General features: G+C 35.5%; 20 protein-coding genes. 17 read left to right on the forward strand and 3 right to left on the reverse strand.

The window, feature by feature from the left end:
* The first annotated feature begins 3 nt into the window (after window positions 1-3).
* The 14 genes from bfmBAA to DN393_RS08475 all read left to right on the forward strand — a co-directional run bounded on the left by bfmBAA (window position 4) and on the right by DN393_RS08475 (window position 11,746).
* On the forward strand, window positions 4-1,005 hold the full coding sequence (bfmBAA, locus tag DN393_RS08405) for a 3-methyl-2-oxobutanoate dehydrogenase subunit alpha (RefSeq protein ID WP_000852549.1): 1,002 nt from the start codon (window positions 4-6) through the stop codon (window positions 1,003-1,005).
* 13 nt (window positions 1,006-1,018) lie between these two features.
* Window positions 1,019-2,002: a 3-methyl-2-oxobutanoate dehydrogenase subunit beta gene (gene bfmBAB / locus DN393_RS08410; RefSeq protein WP_000290073.1), complete on the forward strand. Its 984-nt coding sequence runs from the start codon at window positions 1,019-1,021 to the stop codon at window positions 2,000-2,002.
* A 15-nt stretch (window positions 2,003-2,017) separates the two neighbouring features.
* On the forward strand, window positions 2,018-3,334 hold the full coding sequence (locus tag DN393_RS08415) for a dihydrolipoamide acetyltransferase family protein (protein WP_149173443.1): 1,317 nt from the start codon (window positions 2,018-2,020) through the stop codon (window positions 3,332-3,334).
* A gap of 340 nt (window positions 3,335-3,674) precedes the next feature.
* Window positions 3,675-4,853 carry an FtsW/RodA/SpoVE family cell cycle protein gene (locus DN393_RS08425; protein WP_000831201.1) on the forward strand — a complete coding sequence of 393 codons (1,179 nt, stop codon included), beginning with the start codon at window positions 3,675-3,677 and terminating at the stop codon, window positions 4,851-4,853.
* A gap of 106 nt (window positions 4,854-4,959) precedes the next feature.
* Window positions 4,960-5,664: a DUF421 domain-containing protein gene (locus DN393_RS08430; protein ID WP_064474838.1), complete on the forward strand. Its 705-nt coding sequence runs from the start codon at window positions 4,960-4,962 to the stop codon at window positions 5,662-5,664.
* A 70-nt stretch (window positions 5,665-5,734) separates the two neighbouring features.
* Entirely contained in the window at window positions 5,735-6,199 is a 465-nt protein-coding gene (locus DN393_RS08435) for an NUDIX hydrolase (RefSeq protein ID WP_064474839.1), read from the forward strand.
* 122 nt (window positions 6,200-6,321) lie between these two features.
* Window positions 6,322-6,729 carry a YjdF family protein gene (locus DN393_RS08440; protein ID WP_088048134.1) on the forward strand — a complete coding sequence of 136 codons (408 nt, stop codon included), beginning with the start codon at window positions 6,322-6,324 and terminating at the stop codon, window positions 6,727-6,729.
* A 143-nt stretch (window positions 6,730-6,872) separates the two neighbouring features.
* Complete coding sequence (locus DN393_RS08445; protein ID WP_001979317.1) at window positions 6,873-7,286, forward strand: BrxA/BrxB family bacilliredoxin; 414 nt, start codon at window positions 6,873-6,875, stop codon at window positions 7,284-7,286.
* A gap of 251 nt (window positions 7,287-7,537) precedes the next feature.
* Entirely contained in the window at window positions 7,538-8,317 is a 780-nt protein-coding gene (locus DN393_RS08450) for a transporter substrate-binding domain-containing protein (RefSeq protein ID WP_000735475.1), read from the forward strand.
* A 36-nt stretch (window positions 8,318-8,353) separates the two neighbouring features.
* Window positions 8,354-9,013 carry an amino acid ABC transporter permease gene (locus DN393_RS08455; protein ID WP_001046922.1) on the forward strand — a complete coding sequence of 220 codons (660 nt, stop codon included), beginning with the start codon at window positions 8,354-8,356 and terminating at the stop codon, window positions 9,011-9,013.
* Complete coding sequence (locus DN393_RS08460; RefSeq protein ID WP_088048135.1) at window positions 9,006-9,728, forward strand: amino acid ABC transporter ATP-binding protein; 723 nt, start codon at window positions 9,006-9,008, stop codon at window positions 9,726-9,728. The genes DN393_RS08455 and DN393_RS08460 overlap by 8 nt, the downstream gene beginning before the upstream one ends.
* Window positions 9,729-9,828: 100 nt before the next feature.
* Window positions 9,829-10,797, forward strand: a complete 969-nt coding sequence (locus DN393_RS08465) for an aromatic acid exporter family protein (RefSeq protein ID WP_000472675.1) — start codon at window positions 9,829-9,831, stop codon at window positions 10,795-10,797.
* 15 nt (window positions 10,798-10,812) lie between these two features.
* A complete protein-coding gene (locus tag DN393_RS08470; RefSeq protein ID WP_064474843.1) occupies window positions 10,813-11,373 on the forward strand; it encodes a L,D-transpeptidase in 561 nt (186 codons plus the stop codon).
* Window positions 11,374-11,506: 133 nt separating this feature from the next.
* Entirely contained in the window at window positions 11,507-11,746 is a 240-nt protein-coding gene (locus DN393_RS08475) for a DUF3894 domain-containing protein (protein WP_000281162.1), read from the forward strand.
* A gap of 77 nt (window positions 11,747-11,823) precedes the next feature.
* Here the strand turns inward: DN393_RS08475 and prli42 are convergent, their stop codons facing one another.
* On the reverse strand, window positions 11,824-11,916 hold the full coding sequence (gene prli42 / locus DN393_RS08480; protein ID WP_149173444.1) for a stressosome-associated protein Prli42: 93 nt from the start codon (window positions 11,914-11,916) through the stop codon (window positions 11,824-11,826).
* A 189-nt stretch (window positions 11,917-12,105) separates the two neighbouring features.
* On the opposite strand from prli42, the gene DN393_RS08485 reads away from it, so the two are divergent.
* Window positions 12,106-12,651 carry a GNAT family N-acetyltransferase gene (locus DN393_RS08485; protein ID WP_033657628.1) on the forward strand — a complete coding sequence of 182 codons (546 nt, stop codon included), beginning with the start codon at window positions 12,106-12,108 and terminating at the stop codon, window positions 12,649-12,651.
* A 127-nt stretch (window positions 12,652-12,778) separates the two neighbouring features.
* Window positions 12,779-13,897: a tripeptidase T gene (locus tag DN393_RS08490; protein ID WP_064474844.1), complete on the forward strand. Its 1,119-nt coding sequence runs from the start codon at window positions 12,779-12,781 to the stop codon at window positions 13,895-13,897.
* A 44-nt stretch (window positions 13,898-13,941) separates the two neighbouring features.
* Here DN393_RS08490 and DN393_RS08495 read toward each other — a convergent pair whose 3' ends face one another.
* Window positions 13,942-14,142, reverse strand: a complete 201-nt coding sequence (locus DN393_RS08495) for a hypothetical protein (protein ID WP_046957503.1) — start codon at window positions 14,140-14,142, stop codon at window positions 13,942-13,944.
* A 142-nt stretch (window positions 14,143-14,284) separates the two neighbouring features.
* Between DN393_RS08495 and DN393_RS08500 the strand changes: the two genes are divergently transcribed.
* Window positions 14,285-15,523: a DNA polymerase IV gene (locus DN393_RS08500; RefSeq protein WP_064474845.1), complete on the forward strand. Its 1,239-nt coding sequence runs from the start codon at window positions 14,285-14,287 to the stop codon at window positions 15,521-15,523.
* Window positions 15,524-15,807: 284 nt separating this feature from the next.
* Here the strand turns inward: DN393_RS08500 and DN393_RS08505 are convergent, their stop codons facing one another.
* On the reverse strand, window positions 15,808-16,317 hold the full coding sequence (locus tag DN393_RS08505) for a hypothetical protein (RefSeq protein WP_064474846.1): 510 nt from the start codon (window positions 16,315-16,317) through the stop codon (window positions 15,808-15,810).
* Between the last annotated feature and the right edge of the window lie 2 nt (window positions 16,318-16,319).

The following is a 16,319-nucleotide window of genomic DNA, read 5'->3' on the forward strand; positions in this document are numbered from 1 at the left end:
AAAATGGCAGAAGTAAAAGAAAAGCGCCATGAAGAGCTTGGCTTAAGTGATGAGCAAGTATTAGAAATGTTCCGTACGATGTTACTTGCACGTAAAATCGACGAACGTATGTGGTTATTAAACCGTGCGGGTAAAATTCCATTCGTAATTTCTTGTCAAGGACAAGAGGCTGCACAAGTTGGAGCAGCATTCGCTCTTGATAGAGAAAAAGATTATGCATTACCATACTACCGTGATATGGGTGTTGTACTAGCGTTCGGCATGACAGCTAAAGAGCTTATGTTGTCTGCTTTCGCGAAAGCTGGAGATCCAAACTCTGGTGGTCGTCAAATGCCTGGTCACTTCGGTCAAAAGAAAAATCGTATTGTGACAGGATCATCTCCAGTAACAACGCAAGTACCACATGCAGTTGGTATTGCATTAGCTGGAAAAATGGAAAAGAAAGATTTAGTAACGTTTGTTACATTTGGAGAAGGTTCTTCAAACCAAGGTGACTTCCATGAAGGGGCAAACTTTGCTGGTGTACACAAACTACCTGTTATTTTCATGTGTGAAAATAATAAATACGCAATCTCTATTCCAGTTGAAAAACAATTAGCATGTAAAAACGTATCAGATCGTGCAATTGGTTACGGTATGCCTGGATATACAATAGACGGAAACGATCCGCTTGCAGTATATAAAGCTGTAAAAGAGGCAGCAGACCGCGGCCGTCGTGGTGAAGGCCCAACTTTAATTGAAACAGTATCATATCGTTTAACAGCACATTCTAGTGACGACGATGATCGTGTTTATCGTGATAAAGAAGAAGTAGAAGAAGCAAAGAAAAAAGATTCAATCATAACATTTGCAGCTTATTTAAAAGAAGCTGGCGTGTTAACTGAGGAATTTGAAAAACAAATGTTAGACGAAATTATGCATATCGTAAATGAAGCAACAGAATATGCAGAAAATGCTCCGTATGCAGCACCTGAAGATGCATTGAAGCACGTATACGCAGAATAGGGGGGAACGTTTCATGGCTGTAATGTCTTATATTGATGCTATTACATTAGCAATGCGCGAAGAAATGGAACGCGATGAGAAAGTATTTGTTTTAGGTGAAGATGTTGGTAAAAAAGGTGGCGTATTTAAAGCGACACACGGATTATATGATCAATTTGGTGAAGATCGTGCGCTTGATGCACCGCTTGCAGAATCTGCAATTGCTGGGGTAGCAATTGGTGCGGCAATGTATGGTATGCGTCCAATCGCTGAAATGCAGTTTGCTGATTTCATCATGCCAGCAGTAAACCAAATTGTTTCTGAGGCAGCAAAAATTCGTTATCGTTCTAATAACGATTGGACTTGTCCAGTTACAATTCGTGCGCCATTTGGCGGCGGTGTTCACGGTGCATTGTATCATTCACAATCTGTGGAAGCGATGTTTGCGAACCAACCAGGTTTAAAAATTGTTATTCCTTCTACACCATATGATGCAAAAGGTTTATTAAAAGCAGCAATTCGTGATGAAGATCCAGTATTATTCTTTGAGCATAAGCGTGCATATCGCTTAATTAAAGGTGAAGTGCCAGAGGATGATTACGTATTACCAATCGGAAAAGCAGATGTAAAACGCGAAGGTGATGATATTACTGTTATCACGTACGGATTATGTGTTCACTTTGCTCTTCAAGCAGCTGAAAAGTTAGCGCAAGATGGCATCTCGGCACATGTTCTTGATTTACGTACTGTATATCCATTAGATAAAGAAGCAATCATTGAAGCAGCTTCTAAAACAGGTAAAGTTCTTCTTGTAACAGAAGACAATAAAGAAGGAAGTATTATAAGTGAAGTGGCAGCAATTATTGCTGAAAACTGTCTGTTTGATTTAGATGCGCCAATCGCACGTCTTGCAGGTCCAGACGTTCCAGCAATGCCATATGCACCAACAATGGAAAAATTCTTTATGGTAAATCCAGATAAAGTTGAAAAAGCAATGCGTGAACTTGCGGAATTTTAATCGGGGGGACTATACATGGCTGTAGAAAATATCACAATGCCTCAGCTCGGGGAGAGCGTTACAGAGGGTACAATTAGTAAATGGCTCGTTAATGTTGGCGATCACGTAAACAAGTATGATCCGCTTGCAGAAGTAATGACTGATAAAGTAAATGCTGAAGTACCATCTTCTTTCACTGGTATTGTGAAAGAATTAATTGCTGGTGAAGGTGAGACGTTAGCTGTAGGTGAAGTAGTTTGTGTTATTCAAGTAGAAGGCGCAGATGAAGTAGCAGCGACAGCTGTTGAGGAAAAAACAAAAGAAGAACCAAAGGCAGAAGTAGCTACGCCTGAAAAAGCACCGAAAGCAAAACAACCAACTGATGGAAAACCACGTTTTTCACCAGCTGTTTTAAAACTTGCAGGTGAGCATAATGTTGATTTAGATTTAGTAGAAGGTACGGGAGCAAATGGCCGTATCACTCGTAAAGATATTTTAAAGCTAGTGGAATCTGGAAATATTCCGCAAGCAGGTGCGAAGAAAGAGGAAGCGGTAGCAGCAGTAGTAGAAGCGCGTCCAGAAGCACCAAAAGCAGCGCCGGTAGCACAAAAAGTAGAAGCTGCAAAACCAGTTTCTGTACCAACAATGCCTGGCGATATCGAAATTCCAGTAACAGGTGTGCGTAAAGCAATTGCAGCGAACATGTTACGTAGTAAACACGAAGCGCCACATGCTTGGATGATGATTGAAGTAGATGTGACAAACCTAGTGTCATACCGTAATTCAATTAAAGGTGATTTCAAAAAGCGCGAAGGCTTTAATTTAACGTTCTTTGCTTTCTTCGTAAAAGCAGTAGCGCAAGCGTTAAAAGAGTATCCTCAAATCAATTCAATGTGGGCTGGGGATAAGATCGTTCAGAAGAAAGATATTAACCTTTCTATCGCTGTTGCAACAGAGGACGAACTATTTGTACCAGTAATTAAACAAGCGGATGAGAAGACGATTAAAGGTATCGCTCGTGAAATTACAGAGCTTGCAGGAAAAGTACGTACGAAATCGTTAAAAGCGGACGAAATGCAAGGTGGAACATTTACAATTAATAACACAGGATCATTCGGTTCTGTTCAATCTATGGGTATTATTAATTACCCACAAGCGGCTATTTTACAAGTTGAATCAATTGTAAAACGCCCAGTAATTATGGATAATGGTATGTTCGGTGCTCGCGACATGGTCAACTTATGTTTATCACTTGATCACCGTGTACTAGATGGCTTAATTTGTGGTAAGTTCTTAGGACGTGTAAAAGAAATTTTAGAAAATACGTCAGAAAATAATACATCTGTATATTAATAAAAAGCTCGCTTATGCGAGCTTTTTATCATCTTATTTCTTCATCTACATCCTACTATATGTATAATATCTTTCCCAGTAATCTTACAATGAACGATTATGTATTAGGAATTTATGAAAATACATTGCTGATATATGGTATATGGATATAAAATAAGAAAAGAATAATTTTTTTGGCAAATCTTACTGACGAAACTGTAGTATAATATATTGTATTGTATGAAAAAGAGAGTTATTCTATATAAGTGTTTTATAGATAATGTGTAATCAGTCGTCAAAACATGAAGAATGTTGACTCCTGGTTTTTTATTTTGCTGTAACAATGTTTCAGGAGGATGTCATGAAAAGAAGTACCGAGTTTCTAAAAAGTTTAGATGTAAAATTAATATTAATTTTGTTAGCATTATGTGTTACGAGTATAGCTGCTATATATAGCAGTCAGCAAACTGGCCAATATGGAGAGGCAAACTTTGCGATGAAACAGGGTTTGAACTACATAATTGGAGTTGTATTGTTATTGCTTGTTGCAAGCATCGACTTAGATCAATTACAAAAATTGTCTTGGCCACTTTATATCGTCGGATTTGGTTCACTTATTCTTTTGAAAATACTACCGGTTTCCACTTTCACACCTGAAAAATTAGGTGCAAAAAGATGGTTTGTATTTCCGTTAGTTGGACAAATTCAACCATCTGAGTTTTTCAAAATTTCATTGCTTCTCGTAGTAGCAAGTATAGCAGTGAAACATAATGCACAGTATATGGCAAGGACATTCCAAACGGATTTACAATTAGTAGGTAAAATTGTGCTAGTATCCCTCCCGCCTATGGCTGTTGTATATAGCCAACCGGATACAGGGATGGTGTTCTTATATGCTGCTGCAATTGCATGTATTTTATTTATGTCAGGTATTCAGAAGAAATTAATAGCGTTATGTACAGTTATTCCAGTCACCATATTATCTGCGTTAATATTTATTTACGTAAGGTATGAAGATTTCTTCTTTAATAAGTTAGTTACGTTACTAAAACCTCACCAACAATCACGTATTTTAGGTTGGTTAGATCCATTCGAACATACAGATCAAGGTTATCAAACACAGCAATCGATTTTAGCTGTAGGTAGTGGCGGTATGGAAGGGAAAGGATTTGGCGAAGGGAACGTCTATATCCCTGAGAAGCATACTGACTTTATTTTTGCTACAATTGCCGAAGAAGGTGGATTTATCGTAGCAGCGTTAGTTGTATTCTTGTTCCTATTACTACTATATAGAACAATTATTATCGGTTATTCTGCTGATAATTTATTCGGTACATTATTATGTGCTGGATCAATTGGAATATTAACGGTTCAAATATTCCAAAACATCGGTATGATCGTTGGATTAATGCCTGTAAAAGGGATTGCATTACCTTTCTTATCATATGGAGGAAGTTCCTTATTCTCAAATATGATTATGATGGGTCTTATATTATCGGTACGGAAAACGTATAAAAAGTATATGTTTTCTGTTAAATAAAAAAGCTGGTTCGTGTAAAAACGAACCAGCTTTTTTACATATATGCTCTTAAACGTTGCAAACTAAAACAGAATAGCAGTTTGAGATGGGTAAGGAGTGCAAAGTGATGCATATGCATATTTTTGAAGGGGCACGGCATCTTTCTAATAGTGAATGGGTTATTCGGGCTATTATAGCATACATATTTTTAACATTAGTTGCGAAAGCGATGGGGCAAAGGTCCATCGCGCAACTTCGTTTTTTAGATGTTGTATTAGTATTATTGCTTGGTGGGAATATTTCTAATGCATTATCTGATGAAAAAGTGGGGTTACTCGGCTCAATGATTACAACGTTCATACTCGTTGTACTTCACATTATAAGCTCAGTCTTAATGTTGAAATGGGATAGATGGAGACGCTTTTTAGAGCCAGCACCTATTATTCTTATACACAATGGTTCCATTGATTTTAGCAATTTGAAAAAAGCGAGAATTACGGTGGAATATTTATTTGCGGAACTTCGTATGCGAAATGTGAGCGATATTCAAACGATTAAATTAGCATTGTGGGAAGCGAATGGTGTTGTTTCTATATTTCAGTATCCAGAGTATGAAGCAGTTTCGCGGCTTGATCTGAAAGTGGCGGGAAAAAGATCTCCAGTTTCTTTTGTATTAGTAAAGGATGGGAAGATTCAGAAAGATGTTCTTGCTTTATTAGGAAAAACAGAAGAGTGGGCGAGAGAATTTCTAGAGAAGAGTGCAGAAGTCAAATCCATTATGTTAGCTACAGTAGATGAAGCACATAAAATAAATATTTTGTTAAAAAAATGAAAAATATACGCATTTTGTCGTTTCATACATATGATACAATAGTGTGGACAACGAAAAAGGAGGCGATACGATGGGATATGTAGAAGAATTACGAAAAATAGTTGGTCATCGCCCTTTAATTTTAGTTGGTGCTGTTGTACTCGTTATAAATGAAAATGGAGATGTTTTATTGCAACAAAGAACAGAGCCTTACGGAAAGTGGGGGCTGCCTGGTGGGTTAATGGAGCTTGGTGAATCACCAGAAGAAACAGCCGGCCGTGAAGTATATGAAGAGACAGGAATAGAAGTGAAGAACTTGCGATTAATTAATATATTTTCTGGAGCGAACTATTTTACAAAACTAGCAAATGGTGATGAGTTTCAATCTGTCACAACAGCTTATTATACGGATGAATACGAAGGGGAGCTTGTTATGAATAAAGAAGAAGCCGTTCAGCTTACATTCTTCCCACTAACAGAACTACCTGACTATATTGTAGGGTCGCATAAAAAAATGATTGGCGAATATATGAAGATTATGGAAAAAGAGATATAATAATAGTGAGAGAAATACAAAAACACAGTTCTGGTTGGTAGTCCAGACGCATGATTACATGTCAGTAACCTTCCCCTCCGGGATGTCCCGTATTTCTAATTTTTTTAAAGGAGGGGCTGTCAATGGATTTGACAGTATATCACGATGGTCAATTTTTCGTAGGAATTATTACGCATAAAGAAACAGGGAAATTGTATGGAGCGAGGTATATTTTTGGAACGGAGCCGTCAGACGAAGAAATACTTATATTTGTGACTGGTCCAATGTTAGCCTATTTTCAGCACGTTGCAAGATGTGGTGTGGAAGTGAAAGAAAAACAGCGTCCCAAAAATATAAAGCGTATCATACGAGAAGCAGCAAAAGAAGTAAATATAAACCGTTTTACTAAGGCGCAAGAGGCAATTAGCTTATCTTATGAATTGCATAAACAAGAAAAGAAAGTGCAATCTAAGGAGAAGCGAGAAGCTGAAAAACAAAGAAGACGTTTAATCAAAGTACAAAAAGCAAAGCAAAAGCATCGTGGCCATTAAGAAAAGGTGTTAGAGCAAGAGCTCTAACACCTTTTCTATACCCAAATACAAGTAAACTTACTTGTATTTCATAAACATTAACTGGTAAGATACAAATAGGTAGTTTTAGAGGAGGGAAAAGATTGATTAATTTTAACTTTTTTATGAATGATGTTGTCCGCCAAGCACGTGAAGAGATTGTCTCTGCTGGATATACAGAATTGACGACGCCGGAAGCAGTAGAAGAAGCGTTTAAAAGAAATGGAACAACACTTGTAATGGTAAACTCTGTATGTGGTTGTGCAGGTGGTATTGCTCGTCCTGCTGCTGCGCATTCCGTACATTATGATAAACGTCCTAACCATCTTGTAACGGTGTTTGCAGGTCAAGATAAAGAAGCAACAGCAAGAGCTCGTGAATATTTCGAAGGGTATCCACCTTCTTCACCATCATTTGCTTTATTAAAAGATGGGAAAATTGTAACGATGGTAGAACGTCATGAAATTGAAGGTCATGAACCAATGCAAGTTATTGCAAAACTACAATCTTATTTCGAAGAGAATTGTGAAGAACTATAAATATAAGCGAAAAGGCGGTACGTCCACAATGAAGTGGATGTACCGCCTTTTTTATTTAGTATTAAAATTTATGGGATATGCATAGTTATGTTGTTTTATGCATTATTTTATACATTGTAAACGGTATTAATATTGTTATTTTATTTATTTTTATTTTATATATTGCATAAAAATTAAAGTGCTGATACAATACAAACATCGAATAAATATTCTATTAAACTTTTAAATATACATTATTAGGGGGAAGAAAGATGAAGAAGTTATTATCAATATCGTTTGCACTTATTTTAATTGTAAGTATGTTCAGTGCTTGTAGTAATGGGGAAGAAAAGGCTACTGGAAAAAATAAAAAAGTACTGGTTATGGGGACTTCAGCAGATTATAAACCATATGAATACGTAGAAGCCTCAAAAAGTGATGAAATTATCGGCTTTGATGTTGATGTTGCTAAATATATCGGAAAAGAACTTGGTTATGAAGTGAAAGTGAAAGATATGGATTTTGGTGGTTTATTAGCATCTCTTAGCTCAGGAAAAGTTGATTTCGTAATGGCAGGTATGACGCCAACGGCAGAGCGTAAAAATAATGTTGATTTTACAGATATTTATTTTGTTGCGAAAAACATGGTCGTTTCTAAAAAGGATTCTAATATTCAATCTGTAGAGGATTTAAAAGGGAAAAAAGTAGGGGTACAAACAGGATCTATCCAAGAAGAGAAAGCAGCAGAATTTAAGAAACAAGTAGATTTCAAAGTTGAGGGACGTGACCGTATACCAGAGATCGTACAAGAAATTAAAGCTGGTCGTTTTGACGCTGCAATTATAGAAGACACAGTTGCTAAAAATTATTTAGAAAAAATGAAAGAATTACAAGGAATTGAAATTAAAGAAGCACCAGAAGAAGTAGGAGCAGCAATTGCCCTTCCGAAAAACAGTGATAAAACAGCAGAATTTAATAAAGTAATTAAAAAAATGCAAGAAAATGGAGAAATGGATAAATTAGTGAAGAAATGGTTTGGCAGCGAAAAATAAGCTGCTTTTCACTTTTCTGTGAGGGGAATGAAAAGAATGAACTTAGATTTTTCGGCGATTACGCCTTCGATACCATATATACTAAAAGGCCTAGAAGTTACTTTAAAAATTGTAGCAGTATCAGCGTTAGTGGGGTTTATTTTAGGAACGTTATTAGCGCTTTGCAAAATTGCTAGAATACGAGCATTAAATATAGCGGCAGATTTTTATACATCAATTTTCCGTGGTACACCACTTGTATTGCAATTAATGATTATTTATTTCGGTGTCCCGCAAATAATTGGTTATGAAATACCAGCATTCGTAGCAGCTGTATTAGCATTTAGCTTAAATTCAGGTGCATATATGTCAGAGGTAATTCGTGCCGGCATTCAAGCGGTTGATAAAGGACAAACAGAAGCAGCTATGGCTTTAGGGATTCCTTACGGGAAAATGATGCGAAATATCATTTTCCCTCAAGCATTAAAAAATATATTACCAGCGCTTGTGAACGAGTTTGCGACACTTACGAAAGAATCGGCTGTAGTAACAGTAATAGGAGCGACCGATTTAATGCGCCGTGCTTACATTGTAGGCGGTGAGACGTTTAAATATCTTGAGCCATTACTTTTTGTTGGACTCATTTATTATATGTTAGTCATTATTCTTACATTAGTCGGGAAGGCAATTGAAGGGAGAATGAAGAAAAGTGATTAAAATTGAAAACCTTCATAAATCATTTGGAAAAAACGAAGTATTAAAAGGGATTACAACAACGATTGAAAAAGGGGAAGTAGTAGCAATTATTGGACCGTCTGGATCAGGGAAATCAACATTTTTACGTTGTATGAATGTGCTAGAAGCACCGACAAATGGTCACATTTGGATTGGAACGGAAGAAGTAACGAATTCGAAAACGAATATTATGCACGTTCGTGAAAATGTCGGAATGGTATTTCAGCATTTTCACCTATTTCCTCATATGACTGTATTAGAAAATATTACGTATGCTCCTATCAATGTAAAAGGAGTAACGAAGCAAGAAGCTGACAAGAAAGCCGAGAAACTTTTAGAAAAGGTCGGTTTATTAGATAAAAAAGATACGTATCCCAATCGTCTTTCGGGAGGACAAAAGCAACGTGTAGCAATTGCGAGAGCGTTAGCGATGGAACCAGAAGTTATGTTATTTGATGAACCAACATCGGCACTAGATCCAGAGATGGTAAAAGAAGTGTTAGAAGTTATGAAATCATTAGTTACGACAGGAATGACAATGGTGATTGTTACACATGAAATGGGATTTGCAAAAGAAGTAGCAGATCGTGTTCTCTTTTTAGATGGTGGAAAGCTTGTAGAAGATAGTGCGCCAGCAGAATTTTTTGTAGCACCGAAAAGTGAACGTGCGCAACAATTTTTACAAAAAATATTGTAATATGTAAAGGTTGCGTGAATAATAAGTAGAAAAGGATGACATTGTGTCATCCTTTTTTTATACTAACTTTAAATACGTTTATACATATAGGAGCAGTGCTATGTTCAAAATTGGATACCGTACAGTAAAAACAGCAATAGGGACAGGCGCAGCAGTTTTTATTGCACAGTTATTAGGATTAGAATTTTATAGTTCAGCGGGCATTTTAGTTATATTATGTGTACAAAATACGAAACGTAAATCACTTCAAGTGTCGTTACATCGTTTTTTAGCTTGTGTATTATCAATGGTATTCGCGTTTTGTATTTTTGAAACAATTGGATATACACCACTTGCAATTAGTATATTATTACTTACATTTATTCCGACTGCAGTTATGCTTAAAATTCAAGAAGGTATTGTCACGAGTTCAGTTATTGTGATGCATCTATATTCATTGAAACAAATTACATGGCTTATTGTTGGGAATGAAATTGCGATATTAACGATAGGAATTAGCGTGGCTTTATTAGTGAATATGTATATGCCAAGTAGTGAAAATAAGCTAAAAGAGTATCAAGATACAATAGAAAGTAATTTTAAAACAATTTTGTTTGAAATGGTCGTGTATTTACGAAACAGAGAAAGTAGCTGGAGCGGGGCAGAACTTATTGAAACTGAAAATATGCTAAATGAAGCAAGGGATTTATCGTTTAAGAAACTTGAGAATGCATTTATGCGAGAAGATGGCTATTACTATCGTTATTTTAATATGCGCATGCAACAATTCGAAATTTTAGAACGGATGATACCATTAGCAGCTTCTTTATCATGGACATATGAACAAGCTGATATGATTGCGGATGTGGTTGAAAACATTGGAAATGCTATTAGCCCTGAGAGTACTGGGGTTATTTCCTTAAGACAGCTTCAAGAAATGAGAGAATTATTTAGAGACATGCCATTGCCCGTTACACGTGAAGAATTTGAGATACGTGCGAAGCTTGTTCAACTGGTGTATGAAATGGAACAATATTTACTCATTAAAAGTCGTTTTAAGGGAAAGGATAATATAAAAGAACTTATATAGAAGGTAGGAATTATTATGCCGTATCTTCTCTCTTTCATATTATGTCTTTCTTTATCGCCTATTTGGCCTCTTGGTGATAATCCACGTGCCGGAGATCCTTTTATTATTGTAAATAAAGCGACGAATAAACTAGCTTATATTGACGATGGAAAGATTCAAAAGGTTTTTCCAGTAGCGACAGGGAAAACAAATGAATTAACTCCAGAGGGAACTTTTGATGTTGTAATGAAAGCGAAGGATCCGTATTATATTGCAAAGGATATTCCAGGTGGGTCACCGAAAAATCCACTTGGGTCAAGGTGGATTGGATTTAATGCAAGAGAAACTGATGGAAGTAAATATGGAATACATGGAACAAACCAACCTAGTTCAATTGGAAAGTATATTTCACAAGGATGTATAAGAATGAAGAAAAACGATGTGGAGTATTTATTTGATCGCATTCCAATTGGAACGAAAGTATGGATTGTGAAGTCGAAAAAATCATTTCAGCAATTGGCAAAACAAAAAGGTGCCATTGCATATGAAAAAGCCAACGAAAAGGTTGGCTTTTTCTATTGTAATAAGTTGTCTTGACATGTGTACATAACCATGAGTTAATGAGAGTATAGAAAGATAAAGTGAAACTTTAATCAGTGGGAGGTTTTTTACCCGCGGATTATCAGCCCTCACCAATCGGGATAAAAAATTAGATAAAGGGGTTGCTCATATGTACTTGAATCCAAAAATTTCGTATATGCAATTTTTTATGGGATTTCTATTTGTTATTACATTCATATTGGCAACTTTTAATATATGTTCTTATCTTGTAGCAATTGTTTGTATGGCATTACTCAATCTTACTTTTGTTATTGGAGCATTTCAGCAGAAACAATATACAAGTTTTATAACAGCACTTGTAATGTCATTTTCCTTTAGTATTGTAGCGATTGTGCTTTATATAAAATAAACCATCTCGATATCGAGATGGTTTATTTTATTATGTTATGTGTAAAAAGTAAAAAAAGGACGAACACATCGTCCTTTTTACCAAAACATACTTGCGCCAGCAAGTAATGTTGTTACAAGCATAGAAATTAGCATTACATAAATCACAACTTTTTGAGCTTTTTTATGCATCGTTAAACCTCCTTGCAAATCAGTACAATATCATTGTAACGAGAAATGATATTGTGGACAAGGGGAGAGAAGTGACAAAATTCGAGAAGTGCGTGTAAAGTATAACAGGAAATTTGTATGTATGTAGAGAATATATAATAATGATAGAGTATAAGTTTTTTGTTATGCAAGCTGAAGAATGGAGATACGATGATGAAAATATATGAAACAAATCGTTTACATTTAAGGGAAATTGATGAGTCGTATGCTGAAAAAGTTCTTCAATATTACGACAGAAATCGTGAATTTTTAAAAGCTTGGGAAGAGTATAGACCGGATGATTTTTTTACGTTAGATTATCAGAAGAAAAAGTTACAAAAGGATAGAAAAGAGTTTGCAGAAGGTAAAATCATCAGGCTTTGGATTTTTAAAAAGGGTGATGATACAAAAATTATTGGGTGTATCTCATTCAATCTAATCGTTCGCGGTATTTATCAATCTTGTGTGCTCGGCTATAAATTAGATAAGGCAGAATTGAATAAAGGTTACACGACAGAAGCGCTTAGGAAAGCTATTCAAGTTACTTTCGAAGAATTTCAGTTACATCGTATAGAAGCACCGATTATGCCACGAAATTTAGCATCTATACAAGTAGTGACAAAGATAGGCTTTCAATATGAGGGCGTGTCTAGGAAGATGTTAATGGTAAATGGAGTATGGGAAGATCATATGCGCTGGGTATTGTTAAATGAGTAATAGAAAGCAGATGGTTATCTAGACATATAAACCGTCTGTTTTTTGTCTTGTATTTCGAAACTTTTGCGAAATTCTGTTATAATTAATAGTGTTACATACATAATGGTAGTGCAGGAGGCGCAGTCTTATGATTAATCAAGAACGTTTAGTAAATGAATTTATGGAATTAGTACAAGTAGATTCTGAAACGAAATTTGAAGCAGAAATCTGCAAAGTATTAACAAAGAAATTTACAGATTTAGGTGTAGAAGTATTTGAAGATGACACAATGACTGTTACTGGGCATGGTGCAGGTAATTTAATTTGTACTTTACCAGCAACAAAAGATGGTGTTGATACAATTTACTTTACTTCTCATATGGATACAGTAGTTCCTGGTAATGGAATTAAGCCTTCTATTAAAGATGGATATATCGTATCAGATGGTACTACGATTTTAGGTGCGGATGATAAAGCTGGATTAGCATCAATGTTCGAAGCAATTCGTGTTTTAAAAGAGAAAAACATCCCTCATGGTAAAATTGAATTTATTATTACAGTTGGAGAAGAATCTGGTCTTGTTGGTGCAAAAGCATTAGATCGTGAGCGCATTACAGCGAAATACGGTTACGCATTAGATAGCGATGGAAAAGTTGGTGAAATCGTTGTTGCAGCTCCAACACAAGCGAAAGTGAATGCAATTATTCGTGGGAAAACAGCTCACGCTGGTGTAGCACCAGAAAAAGGTGTATCTGCAATTACTATCGCAGCGAAGGCAATTGCGAAGATGCCACTTGGTCGTATTGATTCTGAAACAACTGCAAATATTGGACGTTTTGAAGGTGGTACACAAACAAATATCGTTTGCGATCATGTACAAATCTTTGCAGAAGCGCGTTCTTTAATCAATGAGAAAATGGAAGTACAAGTTGCGAAAATGAAAGAAGCATTTGAAACAACTGCAAAAGAAATGGGCGGTCAAGCAGACGTTGAAGTAAACGTTATGTATCCAGGATTTAAATTTGCTGATGGCGATCACGTTGTAGAAGTTGCAAAACGTGCAGCTGAAAACATTGGTCGTACACCTTCTCTTCACCAAAGTGGTGGCGGAAGTGATGCAAACGTAATTGCAGGACACGGTATCCCAACAGTTAACTTAGCGGTTGGTTATGAAGAAATTCATACAACAAACGAAAAGATTCCTGTTGAAGAATTAGCGAAAACAGCAGAATTAGTTATAGCAATTATTGAAGAAGTAGCGAAGTAATGTAATAGAAAAAGCGTGTAAATCACAATTGATTTACACGCTTTTTATTTTGATTCAATTGCTTTTACAAGGCGGATCAGCCAATACAAGAAAATCCATGGCAATATATAAGTTGTTGCTATATGTACTAGGCGAGGGAAGAATCCAAACGTATTAATATTGAAAATAGGAAGCAGTAAATAATTAATGGCTATGATTAATATAATCACAAGGAACGTATAGTTGAGTTTATTAGTTGATTTCATCATAATCATCCCTTTTGTAATTTTATACATTTTATGTAAATTATATCAAATGTATAAAAGGAAAAGAACAATTAATTATTATAACTATTATGCAAAATTTGATATAATGAAGGAACGAATGTTCTTTGAAGGGGTGAGTACTATGCGAGAAATGTATCCGAAAAATGGTCGTGTTATTTTGCATGTAGATATGAATTGTTTTTTCGCATCTGTTGAAATTGCTCATGACCCATCATTACAAGGGAAGCCGTTAGCAGTTGCTGGAAATGAAAAAGAAAGAAAAGGAATTATCATAACATGTAGTTATGAGGCGAGAGACTATGGAATACGTACAACGATGCCTCTTTGGGAAGCAAAAAGGTTATGTCCACAATTAGTTGTAATGCGTCCTAATTTTACATTATATCGTGAAGCTTCATTTCAAATGTTTCAAATCCTTTCCCGTTTTACAGAAAAAATACAACCAGTCTCAATAGATGAAGGATATTTAGATATTACAGATTGCTATGCACTCGGTTCGCCTCTTGAAATAGCAAAGATGATCCAGCAGGCGTTATTAACAGAGTTACAGCTTCCGTGTAGCATCGGAATTGCTCCTAACCTTTTCCTAGCAAAAACAGCTTCTGATATGAAAAAGCCTCTCGGTATTACTGTGCTTCGAAAACGAGATATTCCAGAAATGATTTGGCCACTTCCAGTTGAAGCGATGCATGGAATTGGAGAAAAAACAGCTGAAAAATTAAATGATATTCATATAAAAACAATTGAGCAGTTAGCAAAAGGAAACGAACATATCATTCGCGCTAAAATTGGAAAGCATGGTGTTGATTTAAAGTGGCGGGCAAAAGGTATGGATGATAGGGAAGTTGACCCGAGTCAAATGGGACAACATAAAAGTGTCGGTAATTCGATGACCTTTTCAAAGGATATGGATGAAGCGAAAGAATTACTTGATATGTTAGAACGGCTATCAAAATCAGTAAGTAAAAGATTACAAAAGCGAACTCTTGTCAGCTATAATATTCAAATTATGATTAAATATCATGATAGGCGGACAGTAACGCGGAGTAAGCAATTGAAAAATGCGATTTGGGAAGAACGAGATATTTTTCAGGCAGCCTCTCGTTTATGGAAGCAACATTGGGACGGTGATTCCATTCGTTTATTAGGTGTTACAGCTACTGAAATAGAGTGGAAGACAGAAGCGGTGAAACAATTAGATTTGTTTTCATTTGAAGAAGATGCGAAAGAAGAGCCGCTACTTGCTGTCATCGATCAAATTAATGATAAGTATGGAATGCCGATTTTACAACGAGGTAGTCAATTATTACGTAAGCAAGAAAAGTCTTTTCAGCAAAAATTAGAAAATAAGTTTATGTAGAAGGTGTCATGAAGTTGTAAATATCATGACACCTTTCATTTTTAACTTGCTTCTAAATCTAATGAAGTTTTCCAACCAGCTGCAGTAACGCCACAAAAAGTATTAGACTTACTATTCGTTGTCCCAAGTAAAAATTTTAACTTCTTCGGTATGTTTTATAACGGCTTTATCTATTAAAATTTTCACTCTTGTTTGATAGAAGCTATTAAAATAGGCAAAGTGTAATACAAGATGACATATATTACAAATCATCTTATTCAGAAATCAACAAGCAAATTAGGCCTTTAGTTGTTAGGTAAATCTAATATGTATTTTATTTTTTTACCATCTTTTTCACCTAGATATACTAATTTCGCAGGTGTATTAAGTGCAACTCCCCAACTTTCCCTCATTTTCATTGTTACAATGCCTTTATGGTTTTGTAACTTCTCCCATGAAACTATTGTTTTCTTTGTATTCTCATTAAACATTCCATTCGTCTTATTAACTCCTTTTAAGGGTGCCAATATATGCAAACCTGTAAAAATTGTTTGTTCAGTTTGCGTGTTATTTGTTGCTTCAATATCAAAAAGATAATGAATTTCTTTATTTCCATTATTATCAATTACTTGTTTCTTCTCGAAAGAATTAATGCTAAATTTAAATATATCTGTATTAAATGATTGACCTAGATTAATATTTTCTGATTTCACAATATAAGATTCATTTAAATTATTTACTACCTGATATCTCCAACATGCCCCTATTATAAAAAATGTACAAATAATTATAAAAACATATCGTTTTTTATTCATAT

This window comes from Bacillus sp. BPN334 (genome assembly GCF_008368885.1).
GTDB lineage: Bacteria > Bacillota > Bacilli > Bacillales > Bacillaceae_G > Bacillus_A > Bacillus_A wiedmannii.